Raw genomic sequence first — 20,041 nt, 5'->3', positions numbered from 1 at the left:
TAACACAAATAAAAGAGATATCGCCGTTGTAAACGAGCATATAACCAAAGTACATAATATAAGCGTTCCCAGAGCGTAGTGCAGCTTTAGGGATGTCGGTCTGGAGTTTGATAAGTTACATTAGAGAGGAGAATACACCTTGGAAGTAATAACAACAGTCGAAGCTATGCGCCAACTGGTAAGCCAAGCTAAACGGCAGGGGAAAAGCATCGGACTTGTACCAACAATGGGCGCCCTGCATGACGGGCATCTAGAGTTACTGCGTCGTGCTAAGTCAATGTGTGATGTAGCAATAACCAGCATCTTTGTCAATCCTGCGCAATTCGGTCCCAACGAGGATTTTAGCAAGTATCCACGCGATTTTGCCAATGACTGCACCAAAGCCGCTAATGCTGGTATTGATATAGTCTTTCATCCTGCGGCGGCCGAAATGTATCCAGAAGGCTATGTCACATTCGTCAATGTCGATGGCAGTATTACCGATAAATTATGTGGTCTGTCCCGGCCCGGGCACTTTCGTGGTGTTGCGACCATTGTTAGCAAATTGCTTAATATTATTCAGCCTGACAAGGCTTTTTTCGGTCAGAAGGATGCGCAACAGGTGGTTGTAATTAAGCGCATGGTTGAGGATTTAAATTTGAGTACAGCTATTGAAATAGTTCCTATCGTCCGAGCTGCCGATGGCTTGGCCTTAAGTTCACGCAACGCCTATTTAAGCAGTCAAGAACGGGAAGCGGCGCTGGTGTTGTCGCGCAGCTTACGATTGGCTGAACAAGCCGTAAACTCTGGGCAACGCGACCTCGCGCAGATCCGTCAATTGGTAGTGGACGAGATTAACGCTCAAAAATTAGCCAGCATTGACTATGTGGAAATATACAGGTTTCCTGGCCTTGAACCTATCCAACAGCTTGACGAGAAAGCTTTACTGGCCCTGGCCGTTAAATTTGGCAGGACTCGCTTAATTGACAATACTATTTTGGAGGCTGCAGCATGCTGTTCACATCGTTAAAAGGCAAAATTCACTGCGCTACCGTAACCGAAGCCAATCTCAACTATATGGGCAGCATTACTATTGATGAAGCCTTATTGGAGGCGGCAAACATTTTGCCTAATGAAAAGGTTCAAGTAGTCAATAATAATAATGGTAGCCGTCTGGAAACCTATGTAATTAGAGGCCCACGAAATTCGGGAGTCATCTGTCTTAACGGAGCTGCTGCCCGTCTGGTTCAGCCTGGTGATAAGGTGATTATTATTGCTTATGCTATGATGACAGAACAAGAAGTGGTTGCCTTCCGGCCGACTGTTGTACTGGTGGACGGCAATAATCAAATTGTGGAAGTGCGCAACGCTGAGGTTCATGGGGAAAGTGCCTAGCAGAAATAGGGTAAGTCCGGTGATGTGCTTATTCTTTCTAAAGAAGATTTGCTGTGTAAAAATGATAGTTTTCGCTAATTTTCGCTAATGAAGAACTTCATTTTGTACGATTATATATGTACTAGTGGTTTGGTTTACATATATATTTAGGAGCGAAAACAATGATTTCATTTAATGATATTAATCTTTTTCCTATCGTGTATGAATTATTACAAAACTTAGCTATCATGTATACATTTATTTCTTTATTCATGCCGATGGTAACGCAAGGTTCTTTAAAATATAGCGCTCGAAAAATACATAGTAAGGGAGTAATTTTCTTTAGTGTACTTGCGTTAGTATCAATGTTAATACCTATTCGCTTTATCCAAATTCCTGACGTTGTTGTTGACCTCAGAATAGCTATTATCACATTGGCAAGTGCCTATTTAGGGCCATTAAATTCATTTTTGGTTGGCACTATGACAATTGCATATCGCTTAATGTTCGGAGGCTTAGGCTGGATCTCTTGGTTGCCCGTGGCCTTACTAGGTGGTCCGCTGGCATATTATATTGTAAAACAAGTAAGGAATCGCACAATAGGGTTAATTATGGCAAGTGTGGCTTGCACATTAACATCAACAATGTTTTTTGCACTAATTGCGCAATATTTTAATGTTTTTGTCTACTTTTCTCCTTTTGCCAACTTAGATAATTATCTTAAGATTACCTTTGCTTTATTAGTTTGTAATTCGCTGGCGGCTATTGCTTATGATCATGCCATAAAAACCATTATTAACCGCCAACAGAATTATCAAGCACTTCGTATAAAAGCGGATACAGATGGCATGACGGGGCTTTATAATCATAATAGATTTCAACAAGAATTATCCCAAGCCTTAGAGAGTGCGCGAACAAATAAAAGACATCTTTCTTTACTATTGCTTGATTTGGATTATTTCAAAGAATACAATGATAATCTTGGACATCAAGCGGGTGATGCCTTATTAAAAGAAGTAGCAAAAATATTTCTAGATAGTATTCGTCCAAATGATATTGCTGCTCGCTATGGCGGTGAGGAATTTGCCATTATTTTACCTGATTGTTCTTCGTACGAGGCACTCAAAATTGCCGAAAGAATACGAGTGAGAATTGAACAAAATTCCTTTTATGGTCGTGAAAAAATGCCCAAAAGAAAGGTTACGATTTCCATTGGAATTGCCTGTTTTTCAGGGGCTGTAATGGATAAAGATGATTTGATTCGAATGGCTGATGCCGCTTTATATTCTGTTAAACGAACCGGGCGCAATAAATCCTTAGTGTTTAGTCCGTATAAAAATGTTTGTTTTATGGTCAAATCATAGTTTGTAAATTTAACCCAAGGCGCCTATGGGCCAGCGTGGGGCATCTAAAGAATAAGAGTGGCCGCACGGTTCTTTTTGGGGCTCAGATGATGAATAATACTGGATTATGGATGATGAAGGAAATGCTTCGTGCAGAAGAAAAATATCGGTTGTGTAAATATAAAAAAAATGATGAAATAAAAGGAATTTTGTCATTGGCGTATAATTATATGTAAAGTAAGTACTCACTATCGATAAAGTGGTGAATTTAAACTAAATGAAAGATATCGAAGCGGCAGTTATTAATGCGACTATCGAACTTATAATTGATAAAGGCATCACCGGACTTAAAACAGCCCAAATAGCTCAATGTGCTGGTACTTCTGAGACAGTTGTATATCGTCACTTTAAAAGCAAACAAGACATTATTGGGCAAACGGTTTCTTTTTTGCTCCTAGAATTAATGCAAGAGTTTGAAGCTGTAAAAACGCAGCATTTACCAGCCTTAGTGAGATTAGATGAACTACTTAATATCCATTTGAGTTTTAATGAAAAAACAAAAGGAATATCTCGGCTAGCTTTTTCTGATCAATTTCATTTGGGAGATAGTACCTTAAAACAAATTGCGAAAACTCACCTTGAGAAATATGAGGCTTTTATTATGGAGACACTTCAGGATGGAATTGCGGAAGGGGTTTTCAGAACCGATTTAGATCTTAAAACGTCTGCACAGAGTTACATAGCAACCATTTATTTGTAATGAACAAATGGTCCCTTGCAGATTTTTCGTGGAGTTTACAAAGCGAAAAGGACCGTATCTTGCAGTACTGGACTAACTTATGGGGTATACATTCAATTGAATAACTATTTTATCAAAGGCAAACTTATTGAAAAATAAGGACGCAAAGCCGTGGGTCTAAAGGTATTATTATCAATGACTGCCAGGTTGCATCAGAGAATTGTACGATTTTCGCGATGCTCCTGGCAGTCTTGTTTTTATTAACTCATAGGAGGGGGGGATGCTAGATAAGCAAGAGTTTGAATTGACAAAAGAAGAATTGGAGGAATTAATTAAGGAACTTCCGGAAATCTTGAAAGAACTCGAAATGTTGATAGTATTTGATAAAAATAGATATGGAAAAAGTGTAAGGAGTAAAGAATATGACTTTTTTTAACAACATGAAAGTAAAGTACAAATTAGGGGTTTTAATTTTTATCGCTTTTTTTGCATTAGGTGTTATCGGTTGTACAGGGTATTATTATCTTCAACAATCGAATACAACAATAAATACTATGTACAAGGACCGGCTAATCCCTGTCCGGGATTTAAATGAAAATCGCATGCTTATTGCCAGAGCTAATGCGGCGATCATGGAATTGATGCTTACTACGGATGAGAATAAAAAAAATCAACTTAAAGCAATCTTAGAGGATACCGGTAAACGAGCCGCTGCTAATCTGACAGAGATTGAAAAAATTCATCTAGATGTTAAAGCCAAGGATTTGTTGAACAAAGTGAACACGGCCAGAGGAAAGTACCGTGATGCAAGGGAGCAAGTTATTAGTTTAGCTCTGCAAAATAAAAATGCCGAAGCATATGCCCTATATGTTGCTAATTTGGATAAGCAGGCGGCAGAGTATATTGATCTAATGCGCGAGTTTAGCGATTATTATACAGAATTATCCCAAAAAATGAACGAGGATAACCAAGCCGCTTTTAAAAATGCTAACCAAATTACTTTGGGAACTCTGTTGTTGGCCTTTCTTGTATTGGGTCTGAGCGGCTGGTACATAACAAAAATCATAACCCAACCGCTAAATGAGTTGAGCTTAGTTTGTGATGAACTTGCTAATGGTGATTTTCGTGATAAGCCGCGCCGGGTTAACAGGACAGATGAAATCGGAAAAGTGGCAGATGCTTTGGTAGCTATGCGTAGCAATGTCCGAACGCTGATGAAGAAGATTGACGTGTCTGTTGAGCAGGTGGCTGCAGCCTCTGAGGAGCTGACAGCTAGCGCTGACCAATCGGCCCAGGCGGCCACCCAGGTAGCTGGCTCCATTGTAGATGTGGCGCAAGGCATGGGAGAACAGTTGAGTATAACCGGAGACGCTTCGGCAGTCATACGACAGATGTCGGCAAGTATTCAGCAAGTTGCTGCTAACGCCAGCGACGTGTCTGGACAATCGGCTTTAGCCGCTAAAAAGGCTAATGAAGGTAATATTGCAGCAGATAAAGCGGTACAGCAAATGGCACACATTGAACAAACGGTTACGAGCTCTGCCGGGATAGTGGCTAAACTAGGTGAACGGTCTAAAGAAATAGGCCAGATTGTAGATACGATTGCCGGTATTGCTGGTCAAACCAACCTTCTGGCCTTGAATGCCGCCATTGAAGCAGCACGGGCTGGGGAGCAGGGACGCGGCTTTGCCGTGGTAGCAGAAGAGGTACGTAAGTTGGCTGAGCAATCACAGGATGCTGCCAAGCAAATTGCTACACTTATCGGAGAAATACAAGGCGATACCGATAAAGCGGTTATCGCCATGGGGGAAGGTTCTCAGGAAGTTAAAATGGGAGCAGAGATAGTCAATGCTTCAGGTCGGGCTTTTCATGAGATTACTAAGTTAGTAACACAAGTATCTGACCAGGTCAAGGATATGTCTATGGCCGTAGATAAAATGGCAATTGGCAGTCAGCAAATTGTTAGCTCAGTACAACAAATTGATGAGTTGAGTAAAAAAGCTTCCAGCGAAGCACAAAGCGTCTCAGCCGCTACGGAAGAACAATCCGCATCGATGGAGGAAATAGCTGCCTCCAGCCAAGCTTTAGCCCATCTTGCCATGGATTTACGGGACGCAGTCAATAAGTTTCAAGTTTAGAGGGATAGTTGATGAAATAAAGCAATTTAAAAATTCCCAGAAACCTTTAAAAGCAAGGTTTCTGGGATATTATTTTTGCGGTGATGGAAACATTTGGTGAGGAACAACTATCACAGATTCAGGCCCTATTTGGTGTGTATATCCCTATTATTGCGCCGCCAGTGCTCCCCGGATAATGGCCTCCTCCAGTACCACAGCAGCGGCTGTACCCACCAGCGTAACGAGCTCGTCGCTCGTTAGGTTACTGGTGTGTGAACCCAAGGCGAGGCAGAAAATTGTGTCACCGTCCCATTGAGTGTGATTGGGGGAGATTGCTCGGGCCATTCCATCTTCGGCGAGCATTGCCACCCGGTTAGCCTGTGCCTTGGTCAGTCGAGCGGTGGTAGCTACTAGTGCGATTGTGGTGTTCCTGGTCTGGCGGGACTTCGGTACCGGTACACCAGCCAACATCGCTTGGGTCTGGTTAACAAAGGTTCCGTCAGGATTTAGCGCTCCAACGACGATACGCCCACCACACCATACGTCTCCGACGGGATTGACCACCGCCAAGGCTGCCACCACGGGACCGCCGGGAATGCAAAGGGAGGCTGTGCCAAGTCCGGACTTCATCGGCCTTCCGTAGATTTTCCCCGCCGTTGCTCCCGCTCCGGCACCCACATTTCCTTCCGGCACGGGACCCGCATTTGCAGACTGGCAGGCGGCGTAGGCAAGAGCTGCATCAGGCGGAGGGGAGCCCATGGCGAAGGGGAGGTCGTAGATGACCGCCGCAGGTACAATGGGTACATCGTCGATCCCTCGCTCAACGAGCCAGCGCATCACCCCGCCCGTTGCCGGCAGCCCAAAGACACTGCCCCCTGTGAGGAGGACGCCATATATAGGATTATCTGCAGTGCCAGGGCGGATGTTATCGGTATTCTGGGTACCGGGGTCGCCTCCGCTAACGGATACGCCGGGGATTGCCCCATTCGGGCAGAGAATGACCGTGCATCCCGAGCGGCCGTCTCTATTCATAGCGTTTCCTACCAGGATGCCGGGAACATCAGTAAGGCCACCCATGGTGGCTGCTTTCATTTTGTGGTATTTTTTCATACTCATTTTATCTCACCCTTATCGTTAAAGATTTAAGACAATAAGGCTTTTTTCTATGTTGTCAAGCGTATCCCCAATTTCGACTGCAATGGTCACAACATAAAACGATACATCCAATCAGTCCGGGTTCTTTGCAATGGGGCATTCAAACCTCTTTCCTATTCAATATCATAATATGTAAACCGAAACAAAAATGTGATTTGGCAAGTAAATTATAATTTTTTGTGTTATTCACACCTCTTTGGTTCATATCTTGATTAAATAAAACCCCCACTCTTTAGCATATTCTCTTCTCCAAGGAGAGAGTTTCTGCCGAAAGTGGGGAAGTTTAAAGTGGCCGTTATTGAGGATTTTAACGTTGGCATTCACACACACAAACAATCCAGGATATACCAATGACTTCGCCACAAGTATTTAATGCATTTACCTGAAAATATGGCCCATCTGAATTAACACAAATATTTGTCTCAAATCCGGTGCGGGGGGTATTAGGAACTCGATCAAGAGGTCTATTCAAGTGCTTTTTTGCACACGCGGTTAACACCCCTTGATGCATGTAAATTATGATGATTTTTGCGTAAGGATTTAATCCGGCAATAAGAAACGCCCCCCTACCCTTTGAAGTGAACCCGGGTTTGGGAAGGTAAATTAAAAACCCTACTCGTAGGATTGCTTAACCTTACGTATACTGACACCGTTTTTCATATGGTGTCAGTTTTGTTTTTAGTTGACAGCGTTCGTAGCTTCTCTTGGCTGAGAGCTCAATATTGACAGAATCTGTACGTAACTGACTACATTTTTGTCCCCGTATTTACGGACTTTAGTAGTATTGTATATACATGAGGAGCAACTCAAATTTAGAAGTGAAGGGAATATAAATTAGCAGGATTGATCTCAGCGGACAAAGACGGATACTTTCACATCGCTCTGCAAAAGGAATTCCGTCACTTTGGTTTGGCAGGCGATAGTGTAATCCAATTTATGTCTTAACGTGGCTAAGGTTTTATACTGCCGGTAATAAATTAAGCTGAAAGAAGGGGGGATCGTCGTGATAAGCGATACCATTCGCATCCTGCGAATTGAACATAACATGAGTCAGGAGGAACTGGCTGAGAACGTTGGCGTAAGCCTGATAGCAATTCGAAATTACGAGCATAACATCTGGAAGCCAGGATTGCAGATACTGCAGCGATTGGCAGACGTGTTTCATGTGAGAACAGAGGAAATTACTCGCGGATACCGTCTTGCTTATGATGAAGCTTCAAATCAAATGATGATTGTACGTAATATGGGCGGGAATATGATCCGGGTAATCGAGAAGCTGCATTGCTCAAAGCCAATAAATATTAAATGATGGCCAGATAAACTTATAAGACAGTATAGTAAATATGCTTGATATCCCAATGATTTACGTGCTTATTCCCAATATCCTGACAGAATATTGACACCTTTAAAGACTTCCCAGACAGCATCCTGACGGAGGTTTGGGGTACAATAAGCTTGTTGCTGCATTATAAAAAGTAAATCAAGGAGGCGCTAGCATGACCGACCTATGGTTGGCAGGGGGAATAACATTTCTATTACTGATTTATCTCATTTATGCTTTGATGAAACCGGAGGAATTTTAAAATGGCAAGCGACCTGATGCTATTTGGTCTGTTTTTTGTAATTCTTTTTGGCCTGGCTTGGCCACTTGGCCGATACATGGCCAAAGTATTTAATCTCGAAAAAACTGTCTTTGACCCAATCTTTCAACCACTAGAAAAATTACTGTATCGCTTAACAGGTGTTGATGATTCAACAGAAATGAACTGGAAGCGATATGCGAGTGCAGTTATCTGGTTTAATCTTCTGGGTATGGCACTGGTATTTATCATCCAGATTCTGCAAGATAAACTACCGTTTAATCCTGAAAATTTAGATGCGGTAGCGCCGTGGCACTTAGCTTTCAATACAGCAGTCAGTTTTATGACCAACACGAACTGGCAGGCTTACGGCGGCGAGACGACGATGAGCTATTTTACCCAGATGGCCGCACTGACTGTGCAGAATTTCTTGTCTGCAGCTACAGGCCTTGCAGTGGCAATAGCCTTTATCAGAGGTCTTACTCGCAAAACAACGCAGCTTATCGGTAACTTCTGGGTCGATCTTACCCGCAGTGTTATCTATATTTTGCTTCCGATATCGATTTTGTTTTCAGTGGTGCTTGTCCAGCAAGGCGTACCGCAAACGTTGTCATCCTATGTGAGTGCGCAGACTCTCGAGGGAGCAGAACAAAAGATAGCGGTGGGGCCGGTTGCTTCACAAGAGGCAATTAAAATGCTGGGAACAAATGGCGGCGGCTTTTTTAATGCCAACTCGGCACATCCCTTCGAGAACCCTACCCCGCTTACTAACTTTCTTGAGGCTCTCAGTATCTTTTTAATTCCTGCCGGTTTAGCATTTACCTTCGGGCATATGGTCAGAGACCGGCGTCAGGGTTATGCGATACTGGCAGCGATGACACTCTTGTTCCTCATGATGCTGACACTTAACTATGCCAGTGAACTAGCTGGCAATCCCCTGGTAGCGGCCAACGGCATTAGTGGACCATCTGCCATGGAAGGTAAGGAAGTCCGCTTTGGTATCGGCGGGACTTCGCTGTTTGCAACCGTAACCACTGCTGCATCATGTGGAGCGGTAAATGCGATGCATGACAGCTTTACGCCGCTGGGTGGTTTGGTGCCGATGCTGCAAATGATGCTTGGTGAAGTTGTCTTCGGTGGTGTTGGCGCTGGTTTCTATGGCATGCTTATCTTTGTAGTGCTTACCGTATTTATTGTCGGGTTAATGGTGGGGCGGACACCCGAATATCTAGGGAAAAAGATAGATTCCCGGGAAATGAAAATGGCTACAATCGCTATCCTGGTTCCGGCTGTTACAATCCTTATCGGCAGTGCCATCGCATCGGTGACAGAGGCTGGACTGGCAGGTATTGCCAACCCAGGTCCCCACGGCCTGAGTGAAATGCTTTATGCTTTCGCTTCCGCTGCCGGTAATAACGGTAGTGCTTTTGCCGGACTCACGGTCAATACTTTGTTTTACGATCTTTTGCTTGCCATGGCGATGCTACTCGGCAGGTTCGGCGTTATCATCCCAGTGCTGGCAATTGCCGGCAGTATGGCAGAAAAGAAAATATCACCGCCTGGCCCTGGCACATTCCCGACCACGGGTTGGTTGTTCGTAGTGCTGTTAGCGATCATTGTACTGGTGGTCAGTGCACTGACCTTTTTGCCAGCGTTGGCGTTGGGACCCATTGTCGAACACTTATTAATGCTACAGGGCACTACCTTTTAAGGAGTGAAGGAAATGAATGAACGCAGTAGTTTCAATAAAGATATTTTAGTGCAAGCAATCCGGGACGCTCTTAATAAGCTTAATCCAAAGACACAGTTCCGTAATCCGGTCATGTTTATTGTCTATATTGGTGCTCTATTAACCACTTGGCTGACTGTCCGTGACTATTTTATTGGTGAGCCAATAGCTTTTTCTTTGCAGATAACTCTTTGGTTATGGTTCACTGTATTATTCGCCAATTTTGCTGAAGCGGTGGCTGAAGGCCGGGGTAAAGCCCAGGCCCAATCCTTGAAGACGGCCCGTTCCAAGACCAAAGCGAATAAAGTGACCGGTAACGGTACTATCCAGACCGATGCTACCGAACTTCGTAAAGGCGACATAGTTTTAATCAATGCGGGAGAATTTATTCCCGGTGACGGCGAGGTTGTCGAAGGAATGGCATCGGTGGATGAGAGTGCCGTAACTGGTGAATCTGCTCCTGTCATCCGTGAATCCGGCGGCGATAGGTCGTCGGTAACTGGTGGCACCAGGGTTCTGTCTGATTGGATTAAGGTCAGGATTACGGCTAATCCCGGTGAAACTTTCCTTGATCGGATGATTTCGCTGGTGGAAGGTGCGAAACGCCAGAAGACGCCTAATGAAATCGCGCTTACTATATTGCTTGTTGGTCTGACCATTGTATTTTTGGTAGCCGTGACAACGATTGAACCCTTTGCCGTTTACTCAGGGACTCTAATCTCAGTGATTACTTTGATATCATTGCTGGTTTGCCTCATCCCGACAACGATCGGCGGGTTACTGAGTTCCATAGGCATTGCAGGTATGGACCGCCTCCTAAAACGTAACGTGTTGGCAATGTCCGGTCGGGCGGTAGAGGCCGCCGGCGACGTTAATGCCCTGTTACTTGATAAGACTGGCACCATTACTCTCGGAAACAGAATGGCAACAGAGTTTATCCCCGCACCAGGTGTAAGCGAAAGCGAACTGGCAGATGCAGCGCAACTGTCATCCTTGGCGGATGAAACCCCTGAAGGACGTAGTGTTGTCGTGCTGGCTAAAGAAAAATATAACATCCGTGAGCGGGAGCTAACCACGCTTGAAGCCGAGTTTGTGCCGTTTACTGCCCAAACTAGGATGAGCGGCGTTAATATCAAGGGAAATCAAGTTCGTAAAGGCGCTATTGATGCTATTCAAAAATATATAGTAGAACAAGGCGGCCAGTTTCCTGATGCAGTGAAAGCTGCTGCCGAGCATATTGCTAAAGCCGGTGGGACGCCGTTGATTGTTGCTCAAGGGGCTAAAGCCCTAGGCACTATCTATCTGAAGGATATCGTTAAAGGCGGTATCAAGGAGCGATTCCATGAGCTTAGGCAGATGGGCATTAAGACAGTTATGATAACAGGGGATAATCCTTTGACTGCCGCCGCTATAGCCGCTGAGGCGGGGGTAGACGACTTTTTAGCAGAGGCAACTCCAGAGGCTAAACTTCGTCTAATCCGCGACTATCAGGAAAAAGGCATGCTGGTTGCTATGACAGGTGACGGCACCAACGATGCACCTGCTCTTGCTCAGGCTGATGTAGGTGTAGCGATGAACAGCGGTACTCAGGCGGCAAAAGAAGCCGGCAACATGGTGGATCTTGACAGTAATCCGACGAAGCTTATCGAAATTGTTGAAATCGGTAAGCAGTTACTCATGACTCGCGGCTCGCTTACAACGTTCAGTATCGCCAATGATGTTGCTAAATATTTCGCGATTATACCGGCCATGTTTGCAGGTACTTACCCAGCAATGAATGTTCTTAACATCATGCATTTGGCAACTCCTGAGAGTGCGATACTTAGCGCTGTTATCTTTAATGCGCTGATCATTGTTGCGCTCATTCCGTTGGCACTTCGTGGTGTTAAATACAGGCCAATGGGAGCTGAAGTCATTCTTCGCAGAAACATTTTAATTTACGGTGTCGGAGGATTAATAGTACCGTTCATCGGCATTAAAATAATTGATGTAATAATCGTCGCATTGGGGCTTGTTTAACATGGAGTAGGGAGGTAACAGAATTATGGGTAATTCGATAAAATCATTCAACTGGATTGTTGGCGGTAAATGGATAGATATTGTAGCAACAATTCAGGATGGGAGTAGCCCGGATAACATCCAAGAGGGAGCTGAAGGTCAATGTGGCGCCAAATAGTAAATTCATTCAGAATGCTGCTTGTTTTAACAGTTATTACTGGCTTAGTGTATCCGCTAACTATGGTTGGGGTAGCCAAAACAATTTTTCCGTCTCAGGCAAAGGGATCGTTGGTTGAGAGCCAAGGGCAGGTTGTTGGTTCCAAACTAATCGGACAAAATTTTACGCAACCGGGTTACTTTCATGGGAGACCGTCATCAGCCGGCAAGGATGGTTATGACGCCGCAGGGTCGTCTGGTTCCAATCTTGGTCCCACCAATAAGAAACTAATTGATACGGTTGCTGACAACGTGAACAAAGCACGCGAAGAAAACAGTCTTGATGATAATGCTGCTATACCTGCTGATCTGGTAACGGCATCAGCGAGCGGACTAGATCCCGATATTTCCCCAGAGGCGGCCTATCTCCAGGTTGAGCGCGTTGCTGAAGCCCGTGGGTTATCGGCCAAGGAAGTATACAGTTTAGTGGATAAAACTATTTCAGGCCGGCAACTAGCGCTGTTTGGAGAACCAAGGGTTAATGTACTGGCATTAAACATGGCGCTTGATAGCTTAAAATAAGTAAAAAATGCCTAGTAATATAAAAACGTAAATGAAGGTTTCGTTTGGGGGAGTTCAAAATGCCATCAAGCATCAAAAATCCAAGTCGGCCTGATCCAGATGCTTTACTGGACAAAATCAATAAAGCTGAACACGGCAAACTAACGGTGTTTCTCGGTGCTGCGGCAGGGGTGGGTAAAACCTACGCCATGCTGGAGGCGGCACATGATCGTCTGCAAGAAGGTATTGATGTAGTTGTTGGCTGGATTGAGACCCACGGTCGCCGGGAGACGGAGAGCCTGGTACTTGGCCTTCCCCGTATTGAGCCTAAAGGCATCGAATATCGAGATAAGACCCTAAACGAAATGGATATTGACGCCATTATTGCACGGAAACCAGAATTGGTTCTAGTCGATGAACTTGCCCATACCAATATTCCCGGCTCCCGCCATGTGCGGCGGTTCCAGGATGTCGAGGAGCTTCTGAGAGTCGGTATCAATGTTTATACAACATTGAATATCCAGCATATTGAAAGCTTGAACGATGTCGTGGCGCAGATTACCGGGGTCATTATCAGGGAGACAGTCCCGGACCATATTATCGATCATGCTGATTCCGTGAAACTGATCGATATCCCACCGGAAGACTTAATCAAGCGACTCAAAGAAGGAAAGGTGTATATTCCTGGGCAAGCGGAACAGGCTCTGCAAAAATTCTTTAGGCAGGGGAATATCAGTGCTCTGCGGGAACTATCCTTACGTTTTACCGCTGCACGGGTGGATAAGGACTTAAACGAATATATGCGTGAACACAGCATTTCCGGTCCGTGGCCCGTTTCGGGGCGGGTCATGGTCTGTGTGAGCGCAAGTCCATTTTCTGCCCAATTGATCCGGGCCGCCAGTCGGTTGGCTGGAGGACTGCAGGCCGACTGGTTGGCTGTTCATGTTGAAACGGTTCGCCAACTGCCGATGAGTGATAAGGAAAGAGATCGATTGGTTCGAAATATGCGATTGGCCGAGGAACTAGGGGCTAAAACTCTTACCGTTGTGGGCAAAAACTTGACTACAGAAGTATTGGAAGTTGCCTGCAGTCAGAACGTATCGACGATTGTAATTGGTAAGCCAAGGCATAGCCGCTGGTGGGAACTGATTCACGGCTCAGCTGTGGACAAAATAATTCGCCTTAGTGGTGGGATTAACGTCTATGTTATTCGTGGTGAAGCAGAGACAGAACAGGCGGCCACCACAATTAAAACGGGCGCCGCTGTTCGCCCCACTTCATGGCTTCGTTTCGGTGGTGGGTTATTACTTATGGCAGTTGTAACAGGCTTTAGTTTATTAGTCAATATAAAGTCCCAAATGGAAATTACTAATATTGCTCTTTTGTATCAATTGCCGGTCATGCTCAGCGCCTTCTGGTGGGGTAGGTGGCCATCTTATCTTACCGCTCTTTGTAGCGTTATGGTATTTGATTACCTATTCATAACTCCGTTATTGCATTTTGAAGTCAATGATGTAGGGTACTTATGGAGTTTTGCCACTTTTCTGTTTGTAGCCTACGTCATCGGTGGTCGGACAGATCATTTGAGAATGGAGGCGGCAGCGGCCCGGGTCAGGGAAAGAAGTACCCGTGCTCTTTATCATTTCAGCCGGGAAATTGCCGCAATCACTGACTTGAAAACAATAACTCAGGGAATTGTCACGCAAGCTGGCGGGGTTATCAACCGGGCCATTGCGGTTCTGTTACCCGATGAAAATGGGAGACTGAAAGTATGGGCGGAATATAAGCTGCCCCTTCCGGAAGGCAGTCAACCGGAAGCTAAAGAACCACATGCCCTTGTAGATTTGACAGAAAATGTCGTTGCAACCTGGTCCTATCAGCATGGGAAGGTAGCAGGGAGGTCCACTGAAACGCTTTCGGGCACTGAATATTTATATATTCCATTGAAAACGCGTGACGATATAGTAGGCGTACTTAGTATCTATGTTGGAGAGAATAAGCTGACACCTGAAGAACGTCGACTTGTGGACGCTTGGACGGGGCTTGCTGCCATCGCTGTAGAGCGTGCGCTATCAGCTCAAGGTAAGTGTATCCAAACGAAATAATTATTTTCAAATTAAAGTAGGTGATGTAATATGCCGAGTAATCACCTTCGGATTCTTGTCATTGAGGACGATCCATTTTTGTGTAGGTTACTAAAAATTATGTTTCGCACACAAAACTACAAACTGGATGCAGTATATTATCCGTAACTTCAACTAATTAGCTCAAAAAGATATAAGAGGAGTATTTTTCGTGAATATCGCGTTTTTTCTTATTCCAAAAGCAAAAGTTGTTTATTTGCCGCTTGATTGCACCATGAGACAAGCTCTTGAGAGGATGGAATACCACCGCTATACGGCTGTTCCGATTCTTGATAAACATGGCAAATACTCTGGGACACTTACTGAAGGAGATTTATTGTGGAAAATGAAAAATACACCGGACTTGACTTTTGCTGGTACCGAGAAGATCAAGATTAAAGACATACCATGGAGGATGACTAATACTCCGGTGCATATTAATGCCGAATTGGAAGATCTTCTTTCTTTAGTTATCGCTCAAAACTTTGTTCCGGTGGTGGATGACAATGAAATTTTTATCGGAATTATTCGCCGCCGAGAGATTATAGAGTATTATACCAAGCTACCTCCAAAAGGCTGATCGCAATTACAAGTGTGTTTTAGCCTGACTAAGCTAATCATTTTGACGGAATACTGACACAATGCATAAGTAAATTTACCCATTATTTACGGGATTGTATGTTATCATTACCTCAAAGTTAATGCAATGAGTCGGGGGGAGTATTAGTTTCATTTTGGAGAAAGAAGGTAAAAGGTATGGATGCTTTAGATCTAACGGGTGTGATATTATTCGTTTTTGGTTTAGGCTTTTGTCTGGGTTTACTTTTGTGGCCAAGATTAATTGGATTCAAATAATATCGGATTGGGATGATTTGTATCTTTGCTTGTTATTATAGATGTGTAAATATTAATTCATGTAGGCACGTAGTTGCATTAAAAAAAGCGCGTTGATTTTATTTCAACGCACTTTTTTTATAATATTTTTGTTCATTTTGACAATATCTTTACAGGTAGTTTAGAATCTTAGACACCTTTTTGATAGAGGTAAGAGCTATACTAACACTGTACGTTGCAACTAATGGAGGAAAATTATATGTTTATGAAACCGGAGAATCGTGCTGATCCTGATATGCTTCTGCAAAAAATATCAAGAAGCGAAAAGGGAAAGCTTACTGTATTTTTAGGCGCTTCGGCTGGTGTGGGAAAAACCTACACCATGCTGGAGACTGCCCATGAACGTTTGCGTGAGGGGATCGATGTTGTCATCGGTTGGGTGGAGACCCATGGGAGGAAGGAGACAGAAGGCTTGGTTTCCGGGTTGCCTGTCATCTTGCCTAAGTTGATTACCTATCGAGGCAAGACAATGCAGGAAATGGATATTGATGCTATTCTTGCTCGAAGGCCTGATATTGTCCTGGTTGATGAATTGGCACATACCAACATCCAGGAGTCACGCCATGTGCGTAGATTTCAGGATGTTGAGGAACTTTTGAAGGCCGGTATCAATGTATATACGACTCTTAACATTCAGCATATCGAAAGTCTGAATGATGTCGTTGCCCAGATTACCGGTATTATTGTTCGGGAAACGGTTCCTGATTATGTTGTGGAACAGGCGGATAATGTTCAATTAATTGACATATCGCCGCAAGACTTAATTAAGCGTTTGCAGGAAGGCAAGGTGTATATTGCCGGACAGGCAGAACAAGCGCTACAAAATTTTTTCCGGCAAGGCAATATTAATGCGTTGCGCGAAATGGCCTTGCGGTTTATGGCCAGGAGAGTAGACAGTGATTTGAGTGAATATATGCGCGAACACAAGATTGATGGCCCTTGGCCGGCTTCGGGCAAGGTCATGGTATGTGTTGGCGCAAGTCCTTTTTCTGCTCAGCTTATTCGGGCGGCCTGCAGGCTGGCAGCTGGTCTGCAGGCCGAATGGCTGGCAGTTCATATTGAAACCAATGATAGGTTTTCTCAAAAGGAAAAGGAACGCCAGCGCGACCGCGTGGCACGCAACATGCGCTTAGCTGAAGAGCTTGGTGCTAAAACGATCAGTATAGCAGGCCGAGATTTGCTGCATGAACTGTTAGATGTTGCCAGAAACAATAATGTTACAGCCATTGTGATTGGCAAGCCTCAACATAGTCGTTTATGGGATATGGTGCATGACTCGGTTGTCAATAAGTTGATTCGGTATAGCGGCGGTATTAATGTATACGTTATTCAAGCACAAAAAGAGCAGCAGAACCGAAATACACACATCAATACAGAAGTAGCATCTGTTCATGGGAAATGGCAATATTATCTGATGAGTTTTGGCATGACAATGGCTATTAGTAGTTTCGGCTGGTTTTTTAAAGATTTGATAGAAATTATCAATATTGCCCTGCTTTATCAGCTGCCTGTAACGTTAAGTGCATTTTGGTGGGGGCGTTGGCCTTCTTATTTTACGGCTTTGAGCAGTATGATTTTATTTGATTTTTTGTTTGTGCCGCCAATATTTGCCTTTACTGTATATGATTTGCGTTATATTTGGAGTTTTATCACGTTTTTGATTGTTGCTTTTGTTATTGGCGGACGTACTGAATTTTTAAGAGAAGAGGCCGCTTTGGCACGCCAACGGGAACGTAGTATTCGTTCATTATATAGTTTTAGTAAAGAAATTGCTGCGGTAGTTGATTTAGAGACTATTACGCACAGTTTTGCGATTCAGGCAGCAGACACCTTGGGACGTCGAGTCATGGTATTATTGCCTGATGAACATAATCAGCTTATGGTATGCGCGGAACATGAGGCAGGAACAGTATTGGAGCAAGATACAGGTCATCCGATTGCCGATAGCTCGGAGGCGGCTGTGGCGGCTTGGGTATTTACGCACTGCGAAGCTGCCGGACACTCTGCCGAAACTCTGCCAAGTGCTGAATATCTATATTTACCACTGTTTACACAGGAACGCATTGTCGGAGTGTTGGGGATAAAAATTATCGAAAAACTTATTACTCCTGAGCAGCGCCGCCTCATGGAAGCTTGGGCCGGTTTAGCGGCGATTGCCATTGAGAGAGTACAATTGACAGAAAAAGCCCGTGAAGCAGCTTTGCTGCTGGAATCTGATAAACTTAAGAGCACTTTGTTAAATTCAGTCTCTCATGAATTGCGAACCCCGTTGTCATCTATTATCGGGTCAGCGTTAACTCTTAGAGACGCGGCTCAGCATTGTTCTTATGAAGAAAAAAATGAGTTATGGGATAACATAATCGACGGAGCAAAACGAATGGTGCGGGTCGTGGCAAACTTATTAGATACTGCAAGGTTAGAGGGAGGAACTTTCCGACTGAAAAATGATTGGTGTGACTTGCAGGATATTATCGGTGTAGCTTTGCGGCAGCTTGAAGATCAGATAAAAGAACGGCCAATCCAATTCAATATTCCATCTGATGTTCCCATTGTTCGTGGTGATAGCCGGTTATTAGAACAAGTTATGGTGAATTTGCTTGATAATGCTTTAAAATATTCACCATCCAACAGTCCGGTGGAAATATCAATTGTAACAGATAAAAACAGAGTTCAGGTTTCCATTGCTGATAGGGGTATTGGTATACCGACTGCCGATTTATCACATATTTTTGATAAGTTTTATCGGGCAAAACAAATTGAGAGCAATATTAACGGTATCGGCTTAGGATTATCGATTTGCCGAAGCATTATAGAAGCACATAACGGAAAAATTTGGTCTGAAAATCGCAAAGACGGAGGTGCGATTATTCATTTCTATATTCCACTTCATGAACAGGATAAAATGCTAATGGATCAGGAAGGCGGTATTTTTAATGGGCATTAAAATTTTAGTCGTTGATGATGAACCACAGATTAGAAAATTCTTAAAGGTTTCTCTTAGAGTTGGTGATTATGATACGGATGAAGCCACGAATGGGCAGGAAGCCATTCAACGTGCTGTAATATTTAAGCCTGATATTATTTTGCTGGATTTGGGGTTGCCTGATATGGACGGCAAAAAGGTAATTAACCAAATTCGCGAATGGTCGCAGGTGCCGATTATTGTCCTTACGGCACGTGAGCAGGAAAAAGAAAAAGTCGACGCGCTTGATGCAGGTGCCGATGATTATGTTACTAAACCTTTTGGGGTTGAAGAGCTTATGGCTCGAATAAGAGTATTTATTAGAAGAACGACACGTGTTGATGATAAACCTGTAGTAGTATGTGGTGAGTTAACGGTTGATCTTGCCAAGAGACACATCCTTGTAGGCGGTAAGGAAGTAAAGCTGACACCGACTGAATATGAAATTATGAAAGTTTTAGCACAGAATGTGGGGAAAGTGATAACCCACCGACAGTTATTTACAGCCGTATGGGGAAACAATTATTGCGATGATAACCATTATATTAGGGTGTATATTAATCAATTGCGGCGCAAAATTGAGGATAATCCTATCAGGCCAAAGTATATCATTACTGAATCAGGTGTTGGCTATCGGTTAATGGATTATTAATAATGTTTGATTTTGTAATGCTTATTAATAATAATGCCAAGAAGAAGCAAAAAGGAAGCAAAGGGACATATATTTTGCTTTTCGTTGATCGAATGGATAAAGCGGGAAAGATATAATAAAACAAGGGTTGTCAAGTACAAAACCCAGCACAGGTGGCCCGTATGTATACGTCTGGCACCCCTCGGAACTCCGTAACCCCCTGGCCTTTGCCGGAAAAAGCGTTCCGCAGGAGAAAAGCCGGGCGGTATTCCGTAAAAAAATCCGTACTGTCTGAGCGTAGCGAGTTTACGGATTTTAGGAATACCGCCCGGCTTTTCAGCTTTTGGAGGCTTAGGGGCTAGACCTTTTGTTACTTTTGTGGCAATGACAAAAGTAAAAGGCCTTCACCTTGTATTCGATTGACCAAATATCTGATGTGTGCAAATCCAAAGAACTAGCCAAAAGCCCATCCCATCCCATTTTAAGGATTGTTACCGCAAAGTATTCAAAGTACGCAAAGGAATAACGGTATCGTGGACGATAGCATTACTATTTTTTGGCTGAAGATTAAAAGGCCGCGCTAGCGGTTTTCTTACGGTTGACTCAGTTGCCTCCCAGGCTTTATGCTTGGAATCCGACATTAAGCATACAAGTAAAGGTGACTTTTCAGTACAGATTACTTCCAACGAAATATTGTAGA

General features: G+C 43.9%; 17 protein-coding genes and 1 riboswitch. Of the genes, 16 read left to right on the top strand and 1 reads right to left on the bottom strand.

Features of this window, described 5'->3' with window-relative positions; translation table 11 throughout:
* Window positions 1-139: 139 nt before the first annotated feature.
* From panC to ACZ449_RS16295, 6 genes are all read left to right on the top strand, one after another.
* A complete protein-coding gene (gene panC / locus ACZ449_RS16320) occupies window positions 140-1,009 on the top strand; it encodes a pantoate--beta-alanine ligase (RefSeq protein ID WP_464257121.1) in 870 nt (289 codons plus the stop codon).
* Window positions 991-1,374 (top strand): aspartate 1-decarboxylase, encoded by a 384-nt coding sequence (gene panD / locus ACZ449_RS16315; protein WP_464257120.1) that lies wholly within the window; start codon window positions 991-993, stop codon window positions 1,372-1,374. The genes panC and panD overlap by 19 nt, the downstream gene beginning before the upstream one ends.
* A gap of 161 nt (window positions 1,375-1,535) precedes the next feature.
* Window positions 1,536-2,717 carry a diguanylate cyclase gene (locus ACZ449_RS16310; protein ID WP_464257119.1) on the top strand — a complete coding sequence of 394 codons (1,182 nt, stop codon included), beginning with the start codon at window positions 1,536-1,538 and terminating at the stop codon, window positions 2,715-2,717.
* 256 nt (window positions 2,718-2,973) lie between these two features.
* Complete coding sequence (locus ACZ449_RS16305; RefSeq protein WP_464257118.1) at window positions 2,974-3,456, top strand: TetR/AcrR family transcriptional regulator; 483 nt, start codon at window positions 2,974-2,976, stop codon at window positions 3,454-3,456.
* Between the two features lie 107 nt (window positions 3,457-3,563).
* A riboswitch (cyclic di-GMP riboswitch) is annotated at window positions 3,564-3,650 on the top strand.
* A gap of 65 nt (window positions 3,651-3,715) precedes the next feature.
* Window positions 3,716-3,871 (top strand): hypothetical protein, encoded by a 156-nt coding sequence (locus tag ACZ449_RS16300; RefSeq protein WP_464257117.1) that lies wholly within the window; start codon window positions 3,716-3,718, stop codon window positions 3,869-3,871.
* Window positions 3,858-5,573 carry a methyl-accepting chemotaxis protein gene (locus ACZ449_RS16295; protein ID WP_464257116.1) on the top strand — a complete coding sequence of 572 codons (1,716 nt, stop codon included), beginning with the start codon at window positions 3,858-3,860 and terminating at the stop codon, window positions 5,571-5,573. Before ACZ449_RS16300 ends, ACZ449_RS16295 begins: the two co-directional genes overlap by 14 nt.
* Before the next feature lie 147 nt (window positions 5,574-5,720).
* Here the strand turns inward: ACZ449_RS16295 and ACZ449_RS16290 are convergent, their stop codons facing one another.
* Window positions 5,721-6,668, bottom strand: a complete 948-nt coding sequence (locus ACZ449_RS16290; RefSeq protein ID WP_464257115.1) for a P1 family peptidase — start codon at window positions 6,666-6,668, stop codon at window positions 5,721-5,723.
* 1,042 nt (window positions 6,669-7,710) lie between these two features.
* Here ACZ449_RS16290 and ACZ449_RS16285 point away from each other — a divergent pair.
* The 10 genes from ACZ449_RS16285 (at window position 7,711) to ACZ449_RS16240 (ending at window position 19,362) form a co-directional block, all read left to right on the top strand.
* Entirely contained in the window at window positions 7,711-8,016 is a 306-nt protein-coding gene (locus ACZ449_RS16285) for a helix-turn-helix transcriptional regulator (protein ID WP_464257114.1), read from the top strand.
* Between the two features lie 187 nt (window positions 8,017-8,203).
* Complete coding sequence (kdpF, locus tag ACZ449_RS16280) at window positions 8,204-8,290, top strand: K(+)-transporting ATPase subunit F (RefSeq protein WP_094606971.1); 87 nt, start codon at window positions 8,204-8,206, stop codon at window positions 8,288-8,290.
* A 1-nt stretch (window position 8,291) separates the two neighbouring features.
* Window positions 8,292-9,998 (top strand): potassium-transporting ATPase subunit KdpA, encoded by a 1,707-nt coding sequence (gene kdpA, locus ACZ449_RS16275; protein ID WP_464257113.1) that lies wholly within the window; start codon window positions 8,292-8,294, stop codon window positions 9,996-9,998.
* 12 nt (window positions 9,999-10,010) lie between these two features.
* A complete protein-coding gene (gene kdpB / locus ACZ449_RS16270) occupies window positions 10,011-12,035 on the top strand; it encodes a potassium-transporting ATPase subunit KdpB (RefSeq protein ID WP_464257112.1) in 2,025 nt (674 codons plus the stop codon).
* A gap of 25 nt (window positions 12,036-12,060) precedes the next feature.
* Window positions 12,061-12,192, top strand: coding sequence for a hypothetical protein (locus tag ACZ449_RS16265; protein WP_464257111.1), 132 nt, complete (start codon window positions 12,061-12,063; stop codon window positions 12,190-12,192).
* Complete coding sequence (gene kdpC / locus ACZ449_RS16260) at window positions 12,177-12,752, top strand: potassium-transporting ATPase subunit KdpC (RefSeq protein ID WP_464257110.1); 576 nt, start codon at window positions 12,177-12,179, stop codon at window positions 12,750-12,752. The genes ACZ449_RS16265 and kdpC overlap by 16 nt, the downstream gene beginning before the upstream one ends.
* A 59-nt stretch (window positions 12,753-12,811) precedes the next feature.
* A complete protein-coding gene (locus tag ACZ449_RS16255; protein WP_464257109.1) occupies window positions 12,812-14,836 on the top strand; it encodes a DUF4118 domain-containing protein in 2,025 nt (674 codons plus the stop codon).
* A gap of 190 nt (window positions 14,837-15,026) precedes the next feature.
* Window positions 15,027-15,434 (top strand): CBS domain-containing protein, encoded by a 408-nt coding sequence (locus ACZ449_RS16250; RefSeq protein WP_464257108.1) that lies wholly within the window; start codon window positions 15,027-15,029, stop codon window positions 15,432-15,434.
* A 513-nt stretch (window positions 15,435-15,947) separates the two neighbouring features.
* Window positions 15,948-18,692, top strand: a complete 2,745-nt coding sequence (locus ACZ449_RS16245) for an ATP-binding protein (RefSeq protein WP_464257107.1) — start codon at window positions 15,948-15,950, stop codon at window positions 18,690-18,692.
* Window positions 18,682-19,362 carry a response regulator gene (locus ACZ449_RS16240; protein WP_464257106.1) on the top strand — a complete coding sequence of 227 codons (681 nt, stop codon included), beginning with the start codon at window positions 18,682-18,684 and terminating at the stop codon, window positions 19,360-19,362. Before ACZ449_RS16245 ends, ACZ449_RS16240 begins: the two co-directional genes overlap by 11 nt.
* Window positions 19,363-20,041: the final 679 nt, after the last annotated feature.

Source organism: Desulfosporomusa polytropa (assembly GCF_055380075.1).
Note: the sequence above shows the minus strand (reverse complement) of the source record. Positions and strands in the feature narration are given on the sequence as shown.

Excerpts from the sequence above, each read along its gene's own strand:
- kdpA (WP_464257113.1), top strand. The coding sequence starts at position 8,292 with ATGGCAAGCGACCTGATGCTATTTGGTCTGTTTTTTGTAATTCTTTTT.
- ACZ449_RS16265 (WP_464257111.1), top strand. The coding sequence starts at position 12,061 with ATGGGTAATTCGATAAAATCATTCAACTGGATTGTTGGCGGTAAATGG.
- kdpC (WP_464257110.1), top strand. The coding sequence starts at position 12,177 with ATGTGGCGCCAAATAGTAAATTCATTCAGAATGCTGCTTGTTTTAACA.
- kdpB (WP_464257112.1), top strand. The coding sequence starts at position 10,011 with ATGAATGAACGCAGTAGTTTCAATAAAGATATTTTAGTGCAAGCAATC.
- ACZ449_RS16245 (WP_464257107.1), top strand. The coding sequence starts at position 15,948 with ATGTTTATGAAACCGGAGAATCGTGCTGATCCTGATATGCTTCTGCAA.
- ACZ449_RS16310 (WP_464257119.1), top strand. The coding sequence starts at position 1,536 with ATGATTTCATTTAATGATATTAATCTTTTTCCTATCGTGTATGAATTA.
- ACZ449_RS16240 (WP_464257106.1), top strand. The coding sequence starts at position 18,682 with ATGGGCATTAAAATTTTAGTCGTTGATGATGAACCACAGATTAGAAAA.
- kdpF (WP_094606971.1), top strand. The coding sequence starts at position 8,204 with ATGACCGACCTATGGTTGGCAGGGGGAATAACATTTCTATTACTGATT.
- ACZ449_RS16300 (WP_464257117.1), top strand. The coding sequence starts at position 3,716 with ATGCTAGATAAGCAAGAGTTTGAATTGACAAAAGAAGAATTGGAGGAA.
- ACZ449_RS16255 (WP_464257109.1), top strand. The coding sequence starts at position 12,812 with ATGCCATCAAGCATCAAAAATCCAAGTCGGCCTGATCCAGATGCTTTA.
- ACZ449_RS16295 (WP_464257116.1), top strand. The coding sequence starts at position 3,858 with ATGACTTTTTTTAACAACATGAAAGTAAAGTACAAATTAGGGGTTTTA.
- ACZ449_RS16305 (WP_464257118.1), top strand. The coding sequence starts at position 2,974 with ATGAAAGATATCGAAGCGGCAGTTATTAATGCGACTATCGAACTTATA.
- ACZ449_RS16290 (WP_464257115.1), bottom strand. The coding sequence starts at position 6,668 with ATGAGTATGAAAAAATACCACAAAATGAAAGCAGCCACCATGGGTGGC.
- panD (WP_464257120.1), top strand. The coding sequence starts at position 991 with ATGCTGTTCACATCGTTAAAAGGCAAAATTCACTGCGCTACCGTAACC.